19 protein-coding genes are annotated in these 19,802 nt (G+C 59.4%); 6 read left to right on the forward strand and 13 right to left on the reverse strand.

Features of this window, described 5'->3' with window-relative positions; translation table 11 throughout:
- The first annotated feature begins 13 nt into the window (after positions 1–13).
- Complete coding sequence (gene mfd / locus GV827_RS07510; RefSeq protein WP_164353167.1) at positions 14–3,490, forward strand: transcription-repair coupling factor; 3,477 nt, start codon at positions 14–16, stop codon at positions 3,488–3,490.
- A gap of 79 nt (positions 3,491–3,569) precedes the next feature.
- Here the strand turns inward: mfd and GV827_RS07515 are convergent, their stop codons facing one another.
- The 5 genes from GV827_RS07515 to GV827_RS07535 form a co-directional block, all read right to left on the reverse strand.
- Positions 3,570–4,772, reverse strand: a complete 1,203-nt coding sequence (locus tag GV827_RS07515) for an MFS transporter (protein ID WP_164353168.1) — start codon at positions 4,770–4,772, stop codon at positions 3,570–3,572.
- A 125-nt stretch (positions 4,773–4,897) separates the two neighbouring features.
- Positions 4,898–5,320, reverse strand: coding sequence for an adenylyltransferase/cytidyltransferase family protein (locus GV827_RS07520; protein WP_164353169.1), 423 nt, complete (start codon positions 5,318–5,320; stop codon positions 4,898–4,900).
- A complete protein-coding gene (locus GV827_RS07525) occupies positions 5,320–5,511 on the reverse strand; it encodes a hypothetical protein (protein WP_164353170.1) in 192 nt (63 codons plus the stop codon). Before GV827_RS07525 ends, GV827_RS07520 begins: the two co-directional genes overlap by 1 nt.
- A 123-nt stretch (positions 5,512–5,634) precedes the next feature.
- Positions 5,635–6,270, reverse strand: a complete 636-nt coding sequence (locus GV827_RS07530; RefSeq protein WP_164353171.1) for a DsbA family oxidoreductase — start codon at positions 6,268–6,270, stop codon at positions 5,635–5,637.
- Positions 6,267–7,766, reverse strand: a complete 1,500-nt coding sequence (locus GV827_RS07535; RefSeq protein WP_164353172.1) for a class I adenylate-forming enzyme family protein — start codon at positions 7,764–7,766, stop codon at positions 6,267–6,269. The genes GV827_RS07530 and GV827_RS07535 overlap by 4 nt, the downstream gene beginning before the upstream one ends.
- A 65-nt stretch (positions 7,767–7,831) precedes the next feature.
- Here GV827_RS07535 and GV827_RS07540 point away from each other — a divergent pair, with 65 nt between their 5' ends.
- On the forward strand, positions 7,832–8,455 hold the full coding sequence (locus GV827_RS07540) for a helix-turn-helix domain-containing protein (RefSeq protein ID WP_164353173.1): 624 nt from the start codon (positions 7,832–7,834) through the stop codon (positions 8,453–8,455).
- Positions 8,456–8,463: 8 nt separating this feature from the next.
- Here the strand turns inward: GV827_RS07540 and GV827_RS07545 are convergent, their stop codons facing one another.
- The 3 genes from GV827_RS07545 to GV827_RS07555 are packed head-to-tail and all read right to left on the reverse strand — an operon-like array spanning position 8,464 to position 11,448.
- Positions 8,464–9,126 carry an aquaporin gene (locus tag GV827_RS07545; protein ID WP_164353174.1) on the reverse strand — a complete coding sequence of 221 codons (663 nt, stop codon included), beginning with the start codon at positions 9,124–9,126 and terminating at the stop codon, positions 8,464–8,466.
- On the reverse strand, positions 9,123–9,599 hold the full coding sequence (locus tag GV827_RS07550; protein ID WP_164353175.1) for an arsenate reductase ArsC: 477 nt from the start codon (positions 9,597–9,599) through the stop codon (positions 9,123–9,125). The genes GV827_RS07545 and GV827_RS07550 overlap by 4 nt, the downstream gene beginning before the upstream one ends.
- 25 nt (positions 9,600–9,624) lie before the next feature.
- The gene (locus tag GV827_RS07555) at positions 9,625–11,448 is read right to left on the reverse strand and encodes an extracellular solute-binding protein (RefSeq protein WP_204325767.1); all 1,824 of its coding nucleotides are present in this window, start codon (positions 11,446–11,448) and stop codon (positions 9,625–9,627) included.
- 307 nt (positions 11,449–11,755) lie between these two features.
- Between GV827_RS07555 and GV827_RS07560 the strand changes: the two genes are divergently transcribed.
- Entirely contained in the window at positions 11,756–12,529 is a 774-nt protein-coding gene (locus tag GV827_RS07560; protein ID WP_328823122.1) for a 3-hydroxybutyrate dehydrogenase, read from the forward strand.
- A gap of 11 nt (positions 12,530–12,540) precedes the next feature.
- Positions 12,541–13,575, forward strand: coding sequence for a patatin-like phospholipase family protein (locus GV827_RS07565; RefSeq protein WP_164353177.1), 1,035 nt, complete (start codon positions 12,541–12,543; stop codon positions 13,573–13,575).
- A gap of 14 nt (positions 13,576–13,589) precedes the next feature.
- Here the strand turns inward: GV827_RS07565 and GV827_RS07570 are convergent, their stop codons facing one another.
- From GV827_RS07570 to GV827_RS07585, 4 genes are all read right to left on the reverse strand, one after another.
- Positions 13,590–14,357 (reverse strand): DUF502 domain-containing protein, encoded by a 768-nt coding sequence (locus GV827_RS07570; RefSeq protein WP_164353178.1) that lies wholly within the window; start codon positions 14,355–14,357, stop codon positions 13,590–13,592.
- 106 nt (positions 14,358–14,463) lie between these two features.
- Positions 14,464–15,384 carry a pseudouridine-5'-phosphate glycosidase gene (locus tag GV827_RS07575; RefSeq protein WP_164353179.1) on the reverse strand — a complete coding sequence of 307 codons (921 nt, stop codon included), beginning with the start codon at positions 15,382–15,384 and terminating at the stop codon, positions 14,464–14,466.
- Positions 15,381–16,265: a PfkB family carbohydrate kinase gene (locus GV827_RS07580; RefSeq protein WP_164353180.1), complete on the reverse strand. Its 885-nt coding sequence runs from the start codon at positions 16,263–16,265 to the stop codon at positions 15,381–15,383. The genes GV827_RS07575 and GV827_RS07580 overlap by 4 nt, the downstream gene beginning before the upstream one ends.
- A gap of 42 nt (positions 16,266–16,307) precedes the next feature.
- Entirely contained in the window at positions 16,308–17,120 is an 813-nt protein-coding gene (locus tag GV827_RS07585; RefSeq protein ID WP_164353181.1) for a DUF4198 domain-containing protein, read from the reverse strand.
- Between GV827_RS07585 and GV827_RS07590 the strand changes: the two genes are divergently transcribed.
- Entirely contained in the window at positions 17,119–18,309 is a 1,191-nt protein-coding gene (locus tag GV827_RS07590; protein ID WP_164353182.1) for a HupE/UreJ family protein, read from the forward strand. The genes GV827_RS07585 and GV827_RS07590 overlap by 2 nt on opposite strands.
- A 13-nt stretch (positions 18,310–18,322) precedes the next feature.
- On the opposite strand, the gene GV827_RS07595 is transcribed toward GV827_RS07590, so the two are convergent.
- The gene (locus GV827_RS07595) at positions 18,323–18,943 is read right to left on the reverse strand and encodes a thiamine phosphate synthase (protein ID WP_164353183.1); all 621 of its coding nucleotides are present in this window, start codon (positions 18,941–18,943) and stop codon (positions 18,323–18,325) included.
- 104 nt (positions 18,944–19,047) lie between these two features.
- Here GV827_RS07595 and GV827_RS07600 point away from each other — a divergent pair, with 104 nt between their 5' ends.
- Positions 19,048–19,800 carry an RNA methyltransferase gene (locus GV827_RS07600; protein WP_164353184.1) on the forward strand — a complete coding sequence of 251 codons (753 nt, stop codon included), beginning with the start codon at positions 19,048–19,050 and terminating at the stop codon, positions 19,798–19,800.
- Positions 19,801–19,802: the final 2 nt, after the last annotated feature.

The following is a 19,802-nucleotide window of genomic DNA, read 5'->3' on the forward strand; positions in this document are numbered from 1 at the left end:
CAATTGAGGCCTCATGGTAGAGCAGAGCAAGATTACCCTTTCCGGCGTTCCTGAGGGATACGACGCCCGCGCGATACTGGACGAGGTCGCGCGCGGTGGGCCGGTGTGCCACGTGGCCCGCGATGACAAGCGCATGGCGGCGATGCAGGCCGCCCTTGCCTTCTTTGCCCCCGATATGCCTGTGGTCACCTTTCCGGGGTGGGATTGCCTGCCGTATGACCGTGTATCGCCGAATGCCGATATTTCCGCACAGCGCATGGCAACACTGGCCGCACTTGTCCACGGGATGCCAGAGAAGTTTGTTCTGCTGACCACGCTGAATGCGGCCACTCAGCGGGTTCCGGCACGCTCGGTCCTGAAGGACGCGGCCTTTGTCGCCAAGGTCGGCAACAGGATCGATGAGGCCGCCTTGCGGGCTTTTCTGGTGCGCATGGGCTTTGTGCAAAGCCCCACAGTGATGGAACCGGGCGACTATGCGATCCGCGGCGGGATCATCGACATCTATCCGCCGGGCGATCTGGGCCCTGTGCGGCTGGATCTGTTCGGTGATGTGCTGGACGGGGCACGCCGCTTTGATCCTGTCACCCAGCGCACGACGGAAAAGCTGGACATGGTGGAACTGGCGCCGGTGTCCGAGATCATTCTCGACGAGGCGTCGATCACGCGGTTCCGGCAGAATTACCGGATTGAGTTTGGCGCGGCAGGTACGGATGATCCGCTATATGAAGCCATTAGTGCAGGGCGCAAGCATCAAGGGGCGGAACACTGGATCGCGTTTTTCCATGAAGAGATGGAAACGCTGTTTGATTATCTTCCCAAGGCGACGGTCACATTAGACGATCAGTTGACCCCGGCGCGGCTGGCCCGGTGGGACAGCATCGTCGATCAATACGAGACGCGCAAGATCGCCATGGCGAACCGGTCCAAGATGGACAGCGTCTACAAGCCTGCGCCGCCCGAAGGCAAATATCTGGATGACGAGGCGTGGTTGCTGGCAACGGCGGAGAAGCGCGTTGTGCAGTTCACGCTATTGCCGCAGCCGACCGGGCCGGGGGTGCTGGATGCGGGCGCGCGGATCGGGCGCAACTTCGCGCCGGAGCGCCAGCAGGAATCCATAAGTCTTTTCGGTGCGTTGGCATCACATGTGAAAGCAAAGCTTGAAGAGGGGCCCGTCCTGATCGCGAGCTATTCCGAAGGGGCGCGAGAGCGGCTGACGGGGCTGATCGAGGACGAGGGGCTGGCCGAGGCGATACCGGTGCCCAATGCGAAACGCATTGGCAAGCGCGGGCTGCATCTGGCGGTCTGGGCGCTGGAGCACGGGTTCGAGGCACCTTACGGCGAGGGGCGTCTGACGGTTATATCCGAGCAGGACGTGCTGGGCGACCGGTTGATCCGGGCACCCAAGCGCAAGCGCCGGGCGGAGAATTTCCTCACCGAAACCCAAAGCCTGACGCCCGGCGATCTGGTGGTGCATGTGGATCACGGCATCGGGCGGTATCACGGCATGGAGGTCGTGACCGCCGCCGGGGCCGCGCATGAATGTCTGGTGCTGGAGTATGCCGAGAACGCCAAGCTGTATCTGCCGGTCGAGAATATCGAACTGCTGTCGAGATACGGCCACGAGGAAGGGCTGCTGGACAAGCTGGGCGGTGGCGCGTGGCAGTCCAAGAAAGCCAAGCTGAAAGAGCGCATCCGCGAGATAGCGGACAAGCTTATCCGCATCGCGGCGGAACGCGCCTTGCGCAAGGCACCTGTGCTTGAGCCGCCACCGGGGATGTGGGACGCGTTTTCAGCGCGCTTTCCTTATCAGGAGACTGATGATCAGCTGCGTGCGATTTCGGACGTGATCGACGATATGACCTCCGGCAACCCGATGGATCGTCTGATCTGCGGCGACGTCGGCTTTGGCAAGACCGAGGTCGCGATGCGGGCGGCCTTTATCGCGGCCATGTCAGGCGTGCAGGTGGCGGTGATCGCACCCACGACACTGCTGGCGCGGCAGCACTACAAAAGCTTTGCTGAGCGCTTCAGAGGCTTTCCGATCAATGTCCGCCAGCTTAGCCGCTTTGTCAGCTCAAAGGATGCCGCCCTGACCAAGGACGGGATGGCCAAGGGCACAGTGGATATTGTCATTGGCACCCATGCGCTACTGGCCAAGGGGATCAGGTTTCAGAACCTTGGGCTGCTGGTCATTGACGAAGAGCAGCATTTCGGCGTGCAACACAAGGAACGCCTGAAAGCGCTGCGCACAGACATCCACGTGCTGACCCTGACGGCCACGCCAATTCCCCGGACATTGCAATTGAGCCTGACCGGTGTGCGTGACCTGTCGATCATCGGCACCCCGCCCGTTGACCGCCTTTCGATCCGCACCTACGTGAGCGAATTCGACACCGTGACCCTGCGCGAGGCGCTTTTGCGAGAGCATTACCGGGGTGGACAGTCGTTTTATGTGGTACCGCGCATCAGTGACCTGCCAGAGATCGAGGCGTTTCTGAAAGACCAACTGCCAGAGCTAACCTATGTTGTGGCTCACGGGCAGATGCCGGCAGGAGAGCTGGATGACCGGATGAACGCCTTTTACGATGGCAAGTTCGATGTCCTGCTGGCCACGACGATCGTGGAATCCGGTCTGGATATTCCCACGGCCAACACGATGATAGTGCACCGTGCTGACATGTTTGGATTGGCACAGCTTTATCAGATCAGGGGACGGGTCGGGCGTAGCAAGACGCGGGCCTATGCCTATCTGACAACCAAACCACGCGCGAAACTGACGCCATTGGCTGAAAAACGGCTGCGCGTGCTGGGGTCACTCGACACGCTCGGTGCGGGCTTTACGCTGGCCTCTCAGGATCTGGATATTCGCGGGGCAGGGAACCTGCTGGGCGAAGAGCAGTCGGGCCAGATGCGTGATGTGGGCTTTGAACTTTATCAGTCGATGCTGGAAGAGGCGATTGCCAAGATCAAGGCTGGCGAGATGGAAGGTCTGTCAGAGGCGGACGATCAATGGGCACCGCAGATCAATCTGGGCGTGCCCGTGCTGATCCCCGAAGACTATGTGCCGGACCTTGATGTTCGGCTGGGGCTATACCGCAGGCTGTCGGGTCTGAGCACCAAGGTCGAGTTGGAAGGCTTTGCGGCCGAACTGATCGACAGGTTTGGCAAGCTGCCGAAAGAGGTGAACACGCTGATGTTGGTCGTGCGGATCAAGGCGATGTGTAAACGCGCTGGCATCGCCAAGCTGGACGGCGGGCCCAAGGGGGCCACGATCCAATTCCACAACGACAAATTCGCCTCACCCGAAGGGCTTGTGCAGTTCATTCAGGACCAGCGTGGGCTGGCCAAGGTAAAGGACAACAAGATCGTCGTGCGCCGGGACTGGAAGAGCGACGCGGACAAGATCAAGGGGGCCTTTGCCATTGCCCGGGATCTGGCGGAGCATGTGATTGCCAAGGAAAAAGAGAAGCGCAAGAAATTAGCGTCGTGATACCAGTGGATTGGGTTGCCTCGCAGATGGTTGAAGCAACCGGTCCTTTATCTGATTGCAGTCATCCGGAGCTGAACGCCTATTGCGCAAGCGCGATGCGTTGTTCCACCCGCGACAGATACCGCATCAGGAAGAAACCGACAGTTGCCATGATCAGGATCGACGCGACCAGTGGCCGGATGGTGCCGTCAAACAGCATGCCCACAGGCGAGGCGATGGCAGCGGCCAGAACGGTTGATACGGCGCTGACCACAGAGGCAGCCATACCGGCGATATGGCCCATAGGCTCCATCGCGATGGCGTTGAGGTTGCCGAGGGTCAGACCGGCCTGAAAGAACAGACAGGTCTGAAAGATGACGAATGCGGCAAAGCCATACGGTTCGCTTAGGCCCCCCAAGTCAAAGATCAGCATCGCGGATGAAAGCAGGATTTGCACCGCAAGGGTCACGGTAACCAGCAAACGCATCCCAAATCGTCCTACGATAGCCGCGTTCAACAGGCTGGCACTGCCTGCCAGGATCGCAACGGCACCAAACCAATAGGGAAACGTTTCGGCCCGGTCATAGATCTCGTAATAGACCTGTTGCACCAGCATGAGCATGCAAAACAGCATCGCCATGGCAAGGGATTGCACAAGGATGGAGATGCGCACGGAAGGGTGCGCGAAGATTTCTTTTAAGGCAGCCAGCATCAGGGCAAAGCGCAACGGGCGGCGATCTTTTGGCAAGAGTGTTTCAGGCAGACGTAACCCCATCCAAGAGACGGTAAAAATGGCAAACAGGATGAAGGCGATGAATATGCCACGCCAGCCAAAGCCTGCGATGATAAACGATCCCATCAGAGGGGCCACTGCTGGGATGAGCGCGAAGATCATCATGACGATTGAGGTGATCTTGGCCATTTCCCGGCCCGAAAAAAGATCACGCACAACAGCAACCGAAACGATGCGCGGCCCGGATGCGCCAAGGCCCTGAATGACACGGGCCACCAGCATCAATTCCAGTGAGGAACTGGCCCAGGCGACAGCAGCAGCGGCGATGTAGAGCGCTGCACCAATGAAAATGATGCGTCTGCGGCCAAAGGCATCCGATAATGGTCCGGCGATGAACGTGCCTATTCCCATCCCCAGTACAAAAGACGTCAGGATCAGCGGCGCACGGTGTGCAGTCTCGGGGGACAATTCATTCGCGATCTCTGGCAGCGCGGGCAACATCGCATCAATGGAAAAGGCGATGGTTGCAAACATCATTGCAATCAGCGCTACAAATTCGGTCCGGCTCATGGAGAAGGCTGGATTGTTAGACGACACTCAATGCTCCGGTAGTACAGCGCCCATTTATTGACGCCCGATAGCGTCAATTGGTAACCGAAGGTTGTGGAGGCTACAATGCTCTAGCGTCAAAAATGTTAGCCAAAAGCAATCTGTTGGATAGGTTTCAGCCTACGGTGATCTTTTGGCATCAGCGTTTCGCGGGACAGATAGAGAACTTGTGCAATATCTTGCACATCGTCCATTGCGCCAGCGTGTTCCATCCCCATGGCAAGTGTGCAGACGTTGTAATTGACGATATCGGTGCGCTTTTGGTTGCCATTGCTATGCGGGATAACGCGGCTGACAAATCGACAGCTTTCCAAAAGCGCGCGACGGGCGTCATAATCCATTGTGCAGGGCTGTCCCAAAGCTGCGGCATAATCATCCGTAGCGCAGCCCACGATTAACTCGCCCCCAAGTTGCGAGGCCTGCCGCAGGAAACCGACGTGTCCCTGATGAAACAAATCGAAGCGACCATAGGTCAGTATCACTCGGGGTGCTTCGGGCCTGATCCGCATCACGATGCCGCCCTTGGGCCTGTTACGGTTGCCTTCCCGATCTCATTGCGCCAGATCGCTTTGATGTCGCGGGTCGGATCCGCAACAAAAAGTCGCGGCACGCAGCGCAGGCTACCTGCAACCAAGTCGTATTGAATGCTGGTATTGCCCGCGGAATGAATCCGCTTTGGGGGTGTCTTGTTGTCTGCCATTTGCCCGCTCATTCTTGTTTTTGTTGAGGTCTTTGCCTCTTGAACGAGAGTCGTAAGCAAGCGCGGCCCGGTTGGCAAAGCAATGTTGTCGCTAGGTCACGCTATGTGGCGCATCTGCCATAGTCAGGCAGCCGCTGAAAGATCAGCGATGACCTTGGCCCAGAGCTCGGGCGGTTGGGCACCGGGGATGGCGTGCTGGTTGGCCAAGATGAAGGTCGGAACCGATGTCACACCCATCTGGCGGCTGTGCGCATCCCGATCACGGATCATCTGCGTATCTTCATCCGTTTGCAGCAGGCGTGCCACCACAGAGGCGTCCATTTCAATGCTGTCGGCAATGTCGGCAAGCACTTCGGCATCTCCGATATCGCGGGCGTCGATGAAATAGGCTTTGAACAGGGCCGAGACGGCAGCGGTTTGCCGACCCTCAATGCCTGCCCAGTGGATTAGGCGATGGGCGTCCAGCGTGTTCGGGGTGCGCTGCATTGCTTCGAAATTGATGGTGAGACCCGCTTTTTCCGCATGTTCCACCACGGGGGCATAGGCGCGCACCGCGCCTTCCTTGCCGCCGAACTTGCCCTCAAGATAGGCGCGGCGGTCCATGCCTTCGCGGGGCATGTCGGGATTGAGTTGAAAGGGATGCCATTCGATCACGAAGGGATGGTCTGGGTGATCGGCCAGAGCCTTGTCCAGATGGGCCTTGCCGATGTAGCACCACGGGCAGATCGGATCGGAGATAATGTCGAGTTTTACGGTCATTTTCTGGAGGCCTCGTAGTCGGCGCGCAGCCGGGCGCGCATGAGTTTTCCGTTGGCGCTGGTGGGTAGCGCATCAACGTGGACGTATAGGCGCGGTTGCTTGTACCGCGCGAGATTGTCCTGGGCATAGTCGGTGAGCGTGTATTCCTTGATCGGCGCGTCGGCGGTGTAGAACGCGGCGATCACTGTCGTGCCCTTTTTGACCTCGACTTCGGTCACGCCGATGCCGGTGACGCCGGGCGCATGCAGCATGGTTTCCTCAACCTCAAGCGGTGAGACCCGGAACCCGCCTGCGTTCATCATGTCGTCGCTGCGGCCCAGATAGGTGATCTGGCCGTCTTCATCCATCATGCCCTGATCACCTGTAAGGAACCATTCGCCGTCAAACTTTGCTTTCCATTGATCCGGCGCGTTGAGATAACCCATCGCCAGCCCCGGATCGGACTGATGTACCGCAATCACACCGGGGGTATTGGGGCGCGCGGCGCCTTTGGGCGTGAGGATCTCGAGATTTCGGCCCGGCTGTGCGGTGCCAATAGCACCATCCGTGGCGGGGGTGTTGGGCGAGCCGGAGATGAACGTGGAGCATTCGGACATGCCAAACGCTTCATAGACGGGGGTGTCCGTGGCCTCGTTCCACGCGTCGCGCACGGCGGCCGCCATCTTTTCACCGGCACTGAGGCCATGGCGAAGATGCGGCAGATACACCGGGTCGAGGCCCTTGAGCATTTGTCGAAAGACGCCGGGTGCTGCTGCAAAAAGCGTAGCTTTGTGCCTGGCGATCAGGCCGGGCAGATCGCTTGCCGCTGTGCCGGGGGCAGGGATCAGGGCGGTGGCCCCGATGGTCCAGGGGTCCATCAGGCCGGTGCCCAGCGTGTAGGTCCAGTTAAAGGCGCCTGCGTGCAGCATCCGGTCGTCAGACCGCAGTCCGTACCAGCCGTCAAACATCATCCGTCGCGCCCAGATTGCACGATGCGCGTGCATCACGGCAGAGGGTTTGCCGGAGGTGCCAGAGGTATAGATGATATAGCCAAGGCGGTTCGGATCACCCATGTGATAGTCGGCAGGTGTGAGGTCGCGCATGGCGCGCAGACGTTCAAGGTTGATGGTGTTTTCTGCCTCGGGGCAGGGCACCCCGGGATCGCGCAGGATCAGCTTGGGGTCGATGGTTGCGATGATTTTTGCGACTTCGGGTTCGGTGAGGGCCGCAGCGGTCGGCACGGGAACCAGACCAGCGGCAAGCGCGCCCAGATAGGCAAGCGGAAAGTCGGGCGTATTGCCAAGGCGCATCAGAACGATATCGCCCGGCACCAGCCCTTCATTCAGCAATCCCGTGGCCGTTCCGCGCACGGCCTGGATCAGTTGGGCATAGGTCCAGTCTTCGGCGTGATCCTCAAACAGCAGGGACAGCGCGACCTTGTCAGGGGTCGCGGCACCGGCCTGTAGAACATAGGCGGCCAAGTTGAATGGATCGGGACAGGGGGCAGTGACATCCATGCTGCCTCCGCTAGCCCAGTGCGGGCCGCGTTGCAAGGTGCGGACCAGATGGATATACGAACAGAATGAACAAGGATGCGGCACCGAGCATGATCCAGATCGCCCGCGAAAGCGGTGAAACCGACGTGGCACCGCCCGTCGATCTGGGCGCACGGGTGCGCGAGTTGCGCAAGGGCCGCAAGTGGACGCTGGAACAGGCTGCAAAACAGGCCGGGCTGGCTCGTTCGACGTTGTCCAAGATCGAGAACGGACAGATGTCCCCCACCTATGACGCGTTGAAAAAACTGGCTGTGGGGTTGGAAATCTCAGTCCCGCAGCTGTTTACGCCGCCGGCGGCGGAAAAGATCAACGGGCGCATGGCGGTGACCAAGTCGGGCGAGGGCAAGGCCAAGGCGACGACGACCTACGAGCATGAATTGCTGGGCGACAGTCTGCGCAAAAAACAGATGCTGCCCTATCGTGCCCGGATCAGGGCGCGGTCGATGGAAGAGTTTGATGGCTGGGTCCGGCACGACGGCGAAGAGTTTCTCTATGTGCTGACCGGGGTTATCATGCTGTATACCGAATTCTACGAACCGGTTGAGCTGCGGCGGGGCGACAGCGCCTATTACGACGCCACGATGGGTCACAACGTGGTGTCCGTCAGCGCGGAGGACGCCACGATCCTGTGGGTGACCTCGCTGGTGTGATCCTCTGTTCAGATGCGCGGCGTGTCTGAAAAAAGCCCTTTCAGGATCGGATGTGCGACCGCTACCGCGACGATCTGCGCGAGTATAAACATCGGGATATGTCCCGGATTGATGCCCGCAAAGGTATCGGAAAAGCCGCGCGCGATGGTGACGGCCGGGTTGGCAAAGCTTGTGGATGCCGTGAACCAATACGCCCCGGTGATGTAGAGTGCGACAAGTGTCGGCACGACCTCGGGGCGCGAGCGGATGCCGCCGAAGATCACGAACAGCAGACCGAATGTGGCAATGCCTTCGGAGAACCACTGTGCGCCGCCGGTGCGGTGCATGGTTGTGGACCATTGCAGAATAGGCAGGTCGAACATGGCATGGCAGGCCCAGACGCCAAGGACACCGCCGATGACCTGCGCGACCGGGTATGCCAGCAAAAGTGAGGCGGGCAGGTCGCCGCGCAGAAAGAACGCGAGGCTGACGGCTGGATTGAAATGCGCGCCCGAAATCGGCCCAAGGGTCGTGATGATCACGTAGAGCATACAGCCCGTTGCGATGGCGTTGGCCAGAAGCGCCAATGCGACATTCCCGTCTGCAAGGTTCACCGCCATGATGCCAGAGCCGATGACCGAGATCAGCAAGAGCGCGGTGCCAAGCGCTTCGGCAAAGAGTTGGCGGATCATTGGACGGCCGCGCAGGAGTTGAGGTGGGCTGTGAGCGCCGCATCGTCCATGGTTTCAACAGGCGCGGCCAGAAAGGATTGGGCCCGTCGTTCCAGAATGGCATAGGCTTCGGCAAAGGCGGCTGGCGGATCCGCCTCAGAGACCGCAGCGGGGTCTTCGACGCCCCAATGGGCGCGCACAGGCGCACCGGGCCAGATCGGGCAGGTTTCCTCAGCGGCAGAGCCGCAGACCGTGATCACGGCGGCCATTTGCGGCGCGTCCGGTCCGGCAAATTCATCCCAGCTTTTGGAGCGGAAGCCGCTGGTGTCATGGCCTTTGGCCGACAGCAGCGCGATAGAATGCGGGTTCACCTTGCCCGCAGGCTGGCTGCCAGCGGAATAGGCAGTGACACGCCCGTCCCCGAGATGGTTGAGGAGGGATTCCAGCAGGATCGAGCGGGCGGAGTTACCGGTGCAGAGGACAAGAATATTCATGGGATCGCGATATTGCGTTTCTGTTTCAGTTTTGTGACGCGTCCCACCACCAGACTTCGGGCATGAAGTTCGGCCCGTCGCCATAGATTGGCAGGGTGTCGGGGTATTTCATCTCGGCCCGGTGGGCGATCAGGCCCTCGTTGAATTGCCAGAAGGGGATCACGTAGCGCCCGGCGGTCAAGATGCGGTCAAGTGCGCGGGTCGCGGCAGTGAAATCTTCTGAAGTTTTGGCGGCGAGCATCGCATTGATCATCGAATCCACAGCCGGGCTTTGAACGCCCATGAGGTTGCGGGATCCTTGCTGCGTCGCGGCCTCTGACCCCCAGTAGAAGCGCTGTTCATTGCCCGGAGACAGAGACAGCGCGCGCCGGAAATGGGCGATGTCGAAATCGAATGAGTTGATGCGTTCCGTCAACTGCGCCTCGTCCACCGTCTCGACCCGCGCATCGATCCCCAGACGAGTCAGGGCCTGGACGTAAATCTCTGCTATCTTGCCGTGTTCGGCGTTGCCTTTGGACAGGAGGATGGAAAACGCAACAGGCTTGCCATCTGCATCCCGCATGGCACCGCCTTCGGCGGAAAAGCCTGCGGCTTGAAATTGCTTCATTGCCCCCCGGATGCCAGCCCGGTTTCGGGCCGAGCCATCCGCGACAGGCAGATCGTATCCATCCAGCGCGCCGGGCGGCAGGGTATCGGCAAAGGGCTCAAGCAAGGCCGCCACAGGGGCGGGGGCGGGCCCGTGGTCCATGGCAAGAATGGAGTTGGAAAAATACGATGTGATACGGGGCAGGGCGCCGCCGGTCAGCGTCTCGTTGATATATTCGAAGTTGAAGGCGTGGATCAGCGCATCGCGCACGCGCCAATCATCGAACGGCGCCCGCCGGGTGTTCATCACAAAGCCCGTCATGCCGGATGGTTTCTGATGCGGGAAGGATGATTTCACGATCTCGCCACGGGTGATGGCCGGAAAGTCGTATTGTGTGGCCCAGGTTTCGGCGTTGAATTCGCGCACGGCTGAAATCTCGCCTGCCTTGAAGGCTTCAAACAGAACGTTTCCATCGCCGTAAAAGTCGATCTTGATCTGATCGAAGTTATGCGTGCCCCTGCGGAAGGGCACATTGGCCCCCCAGTAATCGGAGTTGCGTGTCAGCGTCACCTGCCGGCCCGCATCGAAATCCGAGATCACGTAAGGGCCGGTCCCGAGCGGGATGTCTGCAAGCGCGGCGTTGGCGAAATCGCGGCCTTCCCATTGCGATTTGCTGAGGATTGGGCGCATGCCCGCGAGCAGGGCCAGCTCACGATTCTCGGTGTTGAATGTGAACCTAACAGTGCGCGGACCGGTGGCCTCAATACGCTCAATCTGGTTGTAAAGTCCGTGGTAGCGCGGGTGGCCTTCGGTGCCCAACAGTTCAAACGAAAAGATAGCGTCGTCGACCGTGACGGGTGTTCCGTCGGAAAATCGTGCCTCTGGCCTGAGGGTGAACGCAACCCAGGCGCGGTCCTCGGGAAGCTCAACCGATTCGGCCAATAGACCGTAAAGGGTGAAGGGTTCGTCCCAGGAACGGCCCATCAGGCTTTCGTGGGTAAAGTGCCTGAGCTGCCAGGGAACGGTGCCTTTGCGCACGAATGGATTAAGACTGTCATAGCCGCCAGTGTTGCCCAACGTGATCTGCCCGCCTTTCGGCGCGTCCGGGTTCACATAGGGCAGGGACACAAAATCCGGTGGCAAAGCAGGTTCCCCATACATAGATAGCCCATGCATCGGCTCTGCCAGCGCGGCGGCGGCTGAGAGAATCAGTGAAGAAGTCGCCGCAACGCCCCGCAGTCTCTGGAAAAAATCTATCGCCATTTCCGCAACAGTCCTGCACCGCCCTTGTTTTGTTGGGCCTATGGTTAATTGGGGTTAGCGTCCAGTTCAAACTTTATACTTGGCGTTTGGCCGTTGATCTCTTATAAAGGTGTCACTGCTCGATAGGTTTCTTGCCTGTATGAAACCTGCCTCAATAACTTAACGCCAGCTTCGTGCTGGCGTTTTTTTTTGCCCGCGTGGCATGGTCTTGCAACCAATGCTGCGTTTCATGCGTTCCCTTCTGCAAAGCAGCACGGCATGATGCGCCTGCAGCAAATACCCAGAGGAGACAGACATGGCTTTCACGATCGATCTTTCAGGCAAGACAGCCATCATCACCGGATCAAACTCGGGCATTGGCCTTGGGATCGCATGGGAGCTGGCGCGCGCGGGCGCGGATGTGGTGTTGAACTCATTCACCGATGACGACGAAGACCACGCGCTGGCCAAGGAAATCGCGGATGAGACGGGAACCAACGCCCGCTACATCAAGGCGGACATGTCCAAGGGCGATGAGTGTCGCCAGTTGATCAAGGACGCGGGACGCTGCGATATTCTGGTCAATAATGCGGGCATTCAGCATGTCGCCGCCATTCCGGAGTTCCCGGTTGAAAAATGGGATGCGATCATTGCGATCAATATGTCTTCGGCATTTCATACGACAGCTGTTGCCTTGCCGATGATGCGCAAGACAGGCTGGGGACGGGTGATCAATATCTCTTCCGCGCATGGTTTGACCGCGTCGCCCTTCAAAGCGGCCTATATCGCGGCAAAGCACGGGGTTGTCGGGCTGACCAAAACAACGGCGCTGGAAACCGCCAAAGAGGACATCACGTGCAATGCCATTTGTCCGGGTTACGTGCTGACGCCAATTGTGGAAAAGCAGATCCCCGACACGATGAAGGAATACGATATGAGCCGTGAGGAAGTCATTGAGAACGTCATGCTCACGCGGCAGCCGTCCAAGGAATTTGCAACCGTTGAACAGATTGGCGGCACGACGACTTTCCTATGCTCTGATGCGGCAGCCCAGATCACCGGCACCACGATCAGCGTCGATGGCGGCTGGACCGCGCTTTGAGGCGCGGGGCGATGGGGAAGAAAAAGAAGATCAACCTCGCCTTGCAGGGTGGCGGTGCACATGGCGCGTTTACCTGGGGCGTGCTGGACCGTCTGCTGCAAGAGGATGACATTGAGGTCTGCGGCATTTCCGGGACCTCGGCAGGGGCGCTGAATGGCGCTGCCCTCAAGGCAGGATGGGTGACGGGCGGGGCCGAAGGTGCCCGTCAGAATCTGGATTGGCTTTGGGAACAGATCGCGGGGGTCAGTGATCTGCGGATGTCGGCATGGATGGCACCATTTGGCATTGGTGCGTTAAGCCAGGCGATTGAGTACAGCTGGCCTGTCGCCTTTGCTGACGCCGTTTCTAATGTGACCTCGCCTTATAATTTCGGTCCGTTCTATCGCAATCCGCTGACTGATATCGTTGACAAGTTCGACTATGACCGGGTTTGCAACGGTGTGGCACCGTTGCTCTACATTTGTGCGACGCGGGTTCGAAACGGTAAAATCAAGATCTTTTCAGGAAACGAGATTTCACCCGATGCAATCATGGCCTCGGCCTGTTTGCCGACGATCTTCAAGGCGGTCGAATTGCACGATCCTGAAACCGGGCGGGCCGAGGCGTTCTGGGACGGCGGTTACACAGGCAACCCCGCGCTTTTTCCGCTTTTCAACCAAGAGCTGCCTGATGATCTGGTGATCATCAACATCAACCCACTGGAGCGCGACGATCTGCCGATCACCCCAAAACAGATCCAGAACCGGATTAATGAAATCAGCTTTAACTCAAGCCTGTTGCGCGAATTGCGTGCGATTGAGTTCGTACAACGTCTGCTGGATCAGGGCGCCCTGGAAGAGGGCCGGATGAGCCGGGTCCGCGTGCATATGATTGCTGACGATGCGCTTATGGAGCAGCTTTCGGTTGCCACCAAGATGGTGCCAAACCCCGTGGTTATTGCGACGCTCAAGGACGCCGGGCAGCGTGCGGCAGAGCAGTTCCTCAACGATCACAAATCAAAGATTGGCAAGGAAAGCAGTGTCGATCTGCGCGAGATGTTCGCATAGGCCGTGATGGGGACTCAGCCCTCGAGGCGCTCTTTTTCGGCCTCTGCCACGTTGTCAGCGAGTTCCAGCAGGTCGCTATTCTCGGATTTGGCGCGTTCCGGCGGGTAGACCAGACCGGCAGAGATCACCAGTTTGGCCGCGTCTTCAACCGACATATCCAGCTCAATCACATCCTTTTTGGGAAAGAACAGCAAAAATCCGGACGTGGGGTTGGGTGTCGTCGGCAAGAAGATCGATACCATCGCCTCATTCGGGTCTCCGGCTTTCGCGGTGACCTCACCCTTGGCATCTGTTGAGATAAAGCCAAGCGCCCAAATCCCTTTGCGCGGGTATTCGATCAGGCAGGCCTTTTCGAAGCTGCGCTCGGATTGGGCAAATATGGTTTCGGAAATCTGTTTTATTCCAGAGTAGATCGTACGCACCACGGGTGTGCGTTCAACCAGGTTCTCTGCAAAGTGGATCAGAGACCGTCCAATAAAACCTTTGGCCAACCAGCCCACGAAGATCGTGAACATCAGGAAAATAACCACGCCAAGGCCGCGCACGTTGATTTGGACGGATGGATCAAGGCCAAAGAAGTCCTGGATCATCCGGTCCGGATGATAAGCCTGCGGCACCAGCGGCAAAACAAACCCGTCAATCCAGCCGACCACCGACCAGATCAGCCAGATCGTCAGCCCCACCGGGGCAATCACGACCAAGCCGGTCAGAAAGGACGCGCGTAGTGACCCCACAAGGCTGCGCCTTGGCTGCGGGGGTTCTATGTCAAAGGGTGTGTTCATTTTCTGTCGGATCCGGTCATAGACCGTTCTTAGCTATGTGCTTTGCGAAGCGGCGACAATGGCTTCAAGGTGCTCTGGGCACAAAATCCGGGCAAGTGATGAGCATTTAATCAACCGCTGTCTCAAGGGCCGCTGCAATCCGGGCTGCAAGGCGGGCATTGTTGCGCACCAATGCGATATTTGCTGTCAGGGAGCGTCCCCCTGTCAGCTCGAATATACGTTGCAGCAGATAGGGTGTCACGGCCTTGCCGGAGATGCCATGGGCATCCGCATCGCGTTGCGCCTGTACGATGATCGGGGCCAGATCGACGGCAGGGATTTCGTCCTCTGCCGGGATCGGATTGGCGACAAGCTGGCCACCGGGCAGCCCCATCGCCGCGCGGGTGCGATGTGCGAGCGCAATCTGAGCCGGATCATCAAGGCGCAGCGGGGCCCTGAGCGGCGAAGTGGCCGACCAGAATGCGGGGAAGCTGTCTTGCCCCACGGCAATGACTGGGACGCCTTGGGTTTCAAGCACTTCAAGCGTTTTGGCGACGTCCAGAATGGCCTTGGCCCCTGCGGCCACAACCGTGATGGGGGTTTGGGACAGCTCCATCAGATCGGCGGAGATGTCAAAACTGTTCTCGGCCCCTTTGTGCACGCCGCCGATGCCGCCGGTGGCAAAAACCGAGATACCGGCGAGGTGGGCGGCAATCATCGTCGCCGCGACAGTTGTGGCACCGGTGCGGCCAGCGGCAATGCAAACCGCCATGTCTGCCCGGCTTAACTTGGCGACGTTCTTGGCCTGTGCAAGTGCGCTAAGCTGATCGGCATCTAGGCCAATGTGCAGCGTGCCGTTGATAACGGCGATTGTTGCAGGCGTGGCACCGCAAGCGCGTACATCCGCCTCGACCTGCTGGGCAACCTCAAGATTTTGAGGGTAGGGCATCCCATGGGTGATGATGGTGCTTTCCAGCGCAACGACGGGCGTACCAGCGCGGCGGGCCTCGGCCACTTCGGCGCTGAAGGTGAGGGGAAAATCGGTCATATCTTGGTCTCTCCAGAGACATAGAGGGCTGCGGCTTCAAGGGCGTCCGACAGTGCTTCTTGCGGGCTGCGCCCTTTGAGTTCGGCTGAGATGTGGGCGGCCATGAAAGTGTCTCCGGCACCGGTTACGCGGGCGACGTGAACCTCGGGCGGTGTGAGGGTTATGAGGCCCGCGTCGGAACCGACGGTTGCCGGGTCACCGCCATGCGTGACAACGGCACGCACGGCCCCCCGGACAAGGAGGCCTTCTGCAGCCTGGGCCGAAGTGGTGAAAGAGGTCTGGCACAGCAGGCCCGCTTCTTCGAGGTTGACGTAGACAGTCCCGCGCCGCGCCTGAATAAACGGGCTGAGGCGCAGTGCCTTGCCGGGAGACGCAGGAGCGACGCGCAGATCGGCAGAGGCGAGAAGCGGGCTGTGTGCCATCTCGGCCAGCAGATCGAGGGTGAGATTTCCATCGAGTGCGACGGCACCGGAATAGGGTGCCGGCAGGCTGCCATTCGTAAACGGCAGAAGGATCTTGTCGCCAGCCGCCTCAAGCGAATGGGCATCCGCGATGGCAGCGATCAGACCGTTCGCGCCCTCGACAGCCATGTATTTATCCGTTGGCAGATCTTCAGAACGGTAGATGTGATCGGTGATCAGGCCACGCGCCTCGCAGGCCTTGATCAATTCGTCCCCTTCGGCATCGCGCCCCACGGCGCTGAGCAATGCAGGCGTCAAACCAAACCGCGCCAGCGCCATCCCGATGTTCATCGCCACACCGCCCGGAAGCTGCGTAATACGTCCCGGCATGTCAGAGCCTTGCCGCATTTGGTTTTCGGATCGGCCAATCACGTCCCAGAGGACGGAGCCGATGCAAAGGATGTCAGGTGCTCTTGCCATGGTCGCGGTGTAGCCGCTTGGTCCGCCGGGAGGCAAGCAGGGTTATTCTGGCACCTTGAAGGTAAGCGCCGCCCAGTAGGTTTCCCAGAGTATCGGCAGCTCTGCTGTGCGCTCATCATCGGCGGGGCGCAGGACCACGGCATCGAAAAGATACTCATGTCCGCGTTGCACCGGGATGGATGCCTGACCCTGTGCATCGGTCCGGTGAAGCGTCACGGTGACGGTGCCATCTGGTGCACGGTCAAAGACCTCGACCTGTGCATCCGGGCGCGGTGCCCCGTCATAGAGCACTTCGACATTCATGTTATTGGCGAATGATGGATCGTAAGGGTTTGTCAAAGCGACGAATTCGGTCTTGAGGCCCATCGCAGCGTCCGCACCGGCCCCGCTACCTACCGCGATGAGCGCCTTGGCATGTCGGGTATAGCGTTCGCGGAATTTCTCTTGAGGCCAGCCTGCGGTGATATGGTCTTGTTCAGCAGTCCTGAAATCCTTGTGGGCGACGAATTTCAGGAATTTCTCCCATTCGCGGTATGTGACGAAAGAGGGTGTGGTCTCGTGTACGACGACGACCAGCCCATCTTTTGTGGGTGCCTCCACGTTCAGTGCTGGCGAGTCGCCTGCGCGCGGCGTGATGGTTTTGGTCTTGCCATCCGCCATCATCTCGAACCGGGCTGAGCTGCGGTCGAAGAAGGACAGGGTGCTGCCTTCGAATTCCTGACCGTTCTTGAACTTGGCTTCTAGTCTTTCTCCGGCATCTACTTGATAAAGCTCTGGTTCGATCCAGAATTCATGGGCAGCAGCGGAAATTGGCAAGGCTGCAATCAAAACGGCAAACAGACGGGACAGATACATGCGCGACTCTCTTGTTTTTACCCACTGGAAGCTGGTGCTGCTGGCGACATTGTCAACGCTGGTCATGGGCTTTGCAAGCGGCTTGCGTGCACATGAAGTCCAGCCAACGATCGGAGATCTGACGGTTGCGGACGGTCAGGCGGAACTTGTGCTGCGGATCAATCTTGAGGCGTTTCTGGCCGGGATCGACCTTGATGCCGTCGATGATACCAATGACGCGGAGAACGCGGGCGATTACGACAGCCTGCGCGCGTTGTCGGCGTCTGAGATCGCCGCGCGCGCACCAGAGCTGATCGAAGGCTGGAACGCGCTGCCACTGCTGGTCGTGGATGGGCAACCGGTGCCCCTGTCGAGCACCGAAGTGCAGGTACCAGAGGACATCGATATCGAACTCGCTCGGGTATCAGAGTGGACGTTGACGGGCCTTGTGCCAGAGGACGCGCAAACCGTGACCGTGACATGGCCAGACGGCGCGGGCGCAATGGTGTTGCGCCAGCAGGGCGTCGATGAACCCTTCACCGGATACCTGAATGGCAGCGAAACCAGCCCGGAGATCGCGCTGGCAGGGGGTGATGCGCAAAGCGGCCTTGGCGCCTTTACCAGCTACATTCCCGTGGGGTTCGATCATATTCTGCCGCAGGGATTGGATCACATCCTTTTTGTGCTTGGGCTGTTTTTCCTGTCCACGCACTTGGGACCACTGCTTTGGCAGGTATCCGCCTTTACGCTGGCCCATACGGTCACTTTGGCGCTGGGGGCTTTGGGCTTGGTCAACATCCCCGGCGAGATCGTTGAGCCACTGATTGCGGCGTCTATCGTCTATGTCGCGGTCGAAAACATCTTTGTCTCAGGGCTAAGCCGCTGGCGTCCCTTGGTCGTCTTCGGCTTTGGCCTGTTGCATGGCCTTGGATTCGCGTCCGTTCTGGGAGAATTCGGGTTGCCCGAAGCGCAATTCATTCCGGCGTTAATTGGGTTCAACGTAGGCGTTGAGCTGGGCCAACTGACGGTCATTGCCATGGCAGCACTGCTGATCTGGCTGGCCGTGCGCGCGGCGCTGCTGGCAAAGCTGGAAGGGGACGAAGGTGCCGTGCGCGACTATCCGGTGATGTTCCGGGCGGTATCGGTCACCGGGTCGCTCATCATTGCGATCATCGGCGTCTGGTGGGTGATTGAACGGGTGTTTCTGTAAACCTCCGCCAAGCTCATCCCATCGCGTTGATCATCTTTTCGAGCGCTGATTTTGGATCGTCCTGTGCCCAAATCTCTTCACTGATGCCGAAAAAGTCGGTGAAGGGGGTGAGCGTGCGGATCATCACCTCGTCCAATCCGCCTTCGGCTACGATGGGAACTTCGATCACCTCGGACCACCACTGAAAGAGATCAAGCTCCGCGAATGACCCATCGCCCAAGGCTCCGGCTTGGACAGGGCCAAAGCTGACGTAGTCAGCTCCGGCTTCACCTGCTGACATGCCGTCATGTCGTGAGGTGCCGCAGAAACAGCCGACAATCGCGTCTTCGCCCAGTTCCTTGCGCGCATGGCGTACGGTGCGGGCCCCGTCAGAGAGGTGCACCCCGTCAAGGCCAAGGCGTTCGGCCAGAATAAGGTGGTCGGAAATGACAAGGGCCACATCGCGGGCATGCGTGATCTCGCGCAGCGCGTCACCGGCGCGCGACAGGCGGTCTTCGTCTTTGGTTGCAAGCGCCAGACGCACACAAGCGACCTCATGCGCGTCCAGGACAGAGGCCAGATCGTTGGAAAAGCTGCTCAGCTCGATCTCCGGTGGCGTGATCAGATAAATCTGCGGCTGTTCCGGCGTTTCCATGGCGACGTCCTTTACTGTGTTGAACGCCTGACTAGCCCAAGGTTTCGGAAAAGAAAACTCCCTCCAGCTTGCGGCGGTGCGGGGTGACGGATAAGAGGCGCAGCATGTCTGATCCCGTGCAAAAGCCTTCTATTCCCTCAATCGTACTGGTGCGGCCCCAGATGGGCGAGAATATAGGCGCCGCCGCGCGGGCCATGTGGAATTTCGGGCTGGACCATATGCGGGTGGTCGCACCGCGTGACGGCTGGCCCAACCCGGCTGCTGTTGCCATGGCATCGGGCGCGGGGCGGCTGCTGGACGAGGCGCGCCTGTGCGCCGACCTGCCAGAGGCGCTGGCCGATGCAGATTTCGTCTTTGCCACGACAGCGCGGGATCGCGATCTGACCAAGCCGGTATTCAGCCCTGAAGCTGCAATGGCCGAGGCCGCCAGCCGTATTGAGGCAGGACAGCGTGTGGCGGTGCTGTTTGGACCGGAGCGGGCAGGGTTGGAGAACGAGGATATTGCACGGGCCAATGCGATTGTGTCGGTGCCGGTGAACCCGGCCTTTCCGTCTCTGAATCTGGCCCAATGCGTTTTGCTGATGGGTTACGAGTGGATGCGTCAGACCGGAGATGTGACTGCGCGCGAAGACGCGATGGCGGGAACCGACTGGGCATCGGGCGCCGAGGTTGAACATCTGGCAGCGCATTATGAAGAGCGCATGGAAGAGGCGGGGTTCTTCTTCCCCGAACACAAGGCGTCTTCGATGAAGGTGAACCTGCGCAACATGTGGTCCCGCATGCCGCTGACACGGGCCGACGTGCAGATGTTGCACGGCATGATGCGGCAGATGGTGCGCTGGAAAGACCGGAAGTAACG

It is taken from the genome of Sulfitobacter sediminilitoris (genome assembly GCF_010667575.1).
GTDB classification, from domain to species: Bacteria; Pseudomonadota; Alphaproteobacteria; order Rhodobacterales; family Rhodobacteraceae; genus Sulfitobacter; species Sulfitobacter sediminilitoris.

Coding starts and splice junctions, on each gene's coding strand:
- GV827_RS07545 (WP_164353174.1), bottom strand. CDS start 9,126: ATGATCCGCCAACTCTTTGCCGAAGCGCTTGGCACCGCGCTCTTGCTG.
- GV827_RS07590 (WP_164353182.1), top strand. CDS start 17,119: ATGCGCGACTCTCTTGTTTTTACCCACTGGAAGCTGGTGCTGCTGGCG.
- GV827_RS07585 (WP_164353181.1), bottom strand. CDS start 17,120: ATGTATCTGTCCCGTCTGTTTGCCGTTTTGATTGCAGCCTTGCCAATT.
- GV827_RS07555 (WP_204325767.1), bottom strand. CDS start 11,448: ATGGCGATAGATTTTTTCCAGAGACTGCGGGGCGTTGCGGCGACTTCT.
- GV827_RS07550 (WP_164353175.1), bottom strand. CDS start 9,599: ATGAATATTCTTGTCCTCTGCACCGGTAACTCCGCCCGCTCGATCCTG.
- GV827_RS07565 (WP_164353177.1), top strand. CDS start 12,541: ATGGGGAAGAAAAAGAAGATCAACCTCGCCTTGCAGGGTGGCGGTGCA.
- GV827_RS07525 (WP_164353170.1), bottom strand. CDS start 5,511: ATGGCAGACAACAAGACACCCCCAAAGCGGATTCATTCCGCGGGCAAT.
- GV827_RS07570 (WP_164353178.1), bottom strand. CDS start 14,357: ATGAACACACCCTTTGACATAGAACCCCCGCAGCCAAGGCGCAGCCTT.
- GV827_RS07600 (WP_164353184.1), top strand. CDS start 19,048: ATGTCTGATCCCGTGCAAAAGCCTTCTATTCCCTCAATCGTACTGGTG.
- mfd (WP_164353167.1), top strand. CDS start 14: ATGGTAGAGCAGAGCAAGATTACCCTTTCCGGCGTTCCTGAGGGATAC.
- GV827_RS07530 (WP_164353171.1), bottom strand. CDS start 6,270: ATGACCGTAAAACTCGACATTATCTCCGATCCGATCTGCCCGTGGTGC.
- GV827_RS07520 (WP_164353169.1), bottom strand. CDS start 5,320: ATGCGGATCAGGCCCGAAGCACCCCGAGTGATACTGACCTATGGTCGC.
- GV827_RS07580 (WP_164353180.1), bottom strand. CDS start 16,265: ATGGCAAGAGCACCTGACATCCTTTGCATCGGCTCCGTCCTCTGGGAC.
- GV827_RS07540 (WP_164353173.1), top strand. CDS start 7,832: ATGAACAAGGATGCGGCACCGAGCATGATCCAGATCGCCCGCGAAAGC.
- GV827_RS07595 (WP_164353183.1), bottom strand. CDS start 18,943: ATGGAAACGCCGGAACAGCCGCAGATTTATCTGATCACGCCACCGGAG.
- GV827_RS07515 (WP_164353168.1), bottom strand. CDS start 4,772: ATGAGCCGGACCGAATTTGTAGCGCTGATTGCAATGATGTTTGCAACC.
- GV827_RS07535 (WP_164353172.1), bottom strand. CDS start 7,766: ATGGATGTCACTGCCCCCTGTCCCGATCCATTCAACTTGGCCGCCTAT.
- GV827_RS07575 (WP_164353179.1), bottom strand. CDS start 15,384: ATGACCGATTTTCCCCTCACCTTCAGCGCCGAAGTGGCCGAGGCCCGC.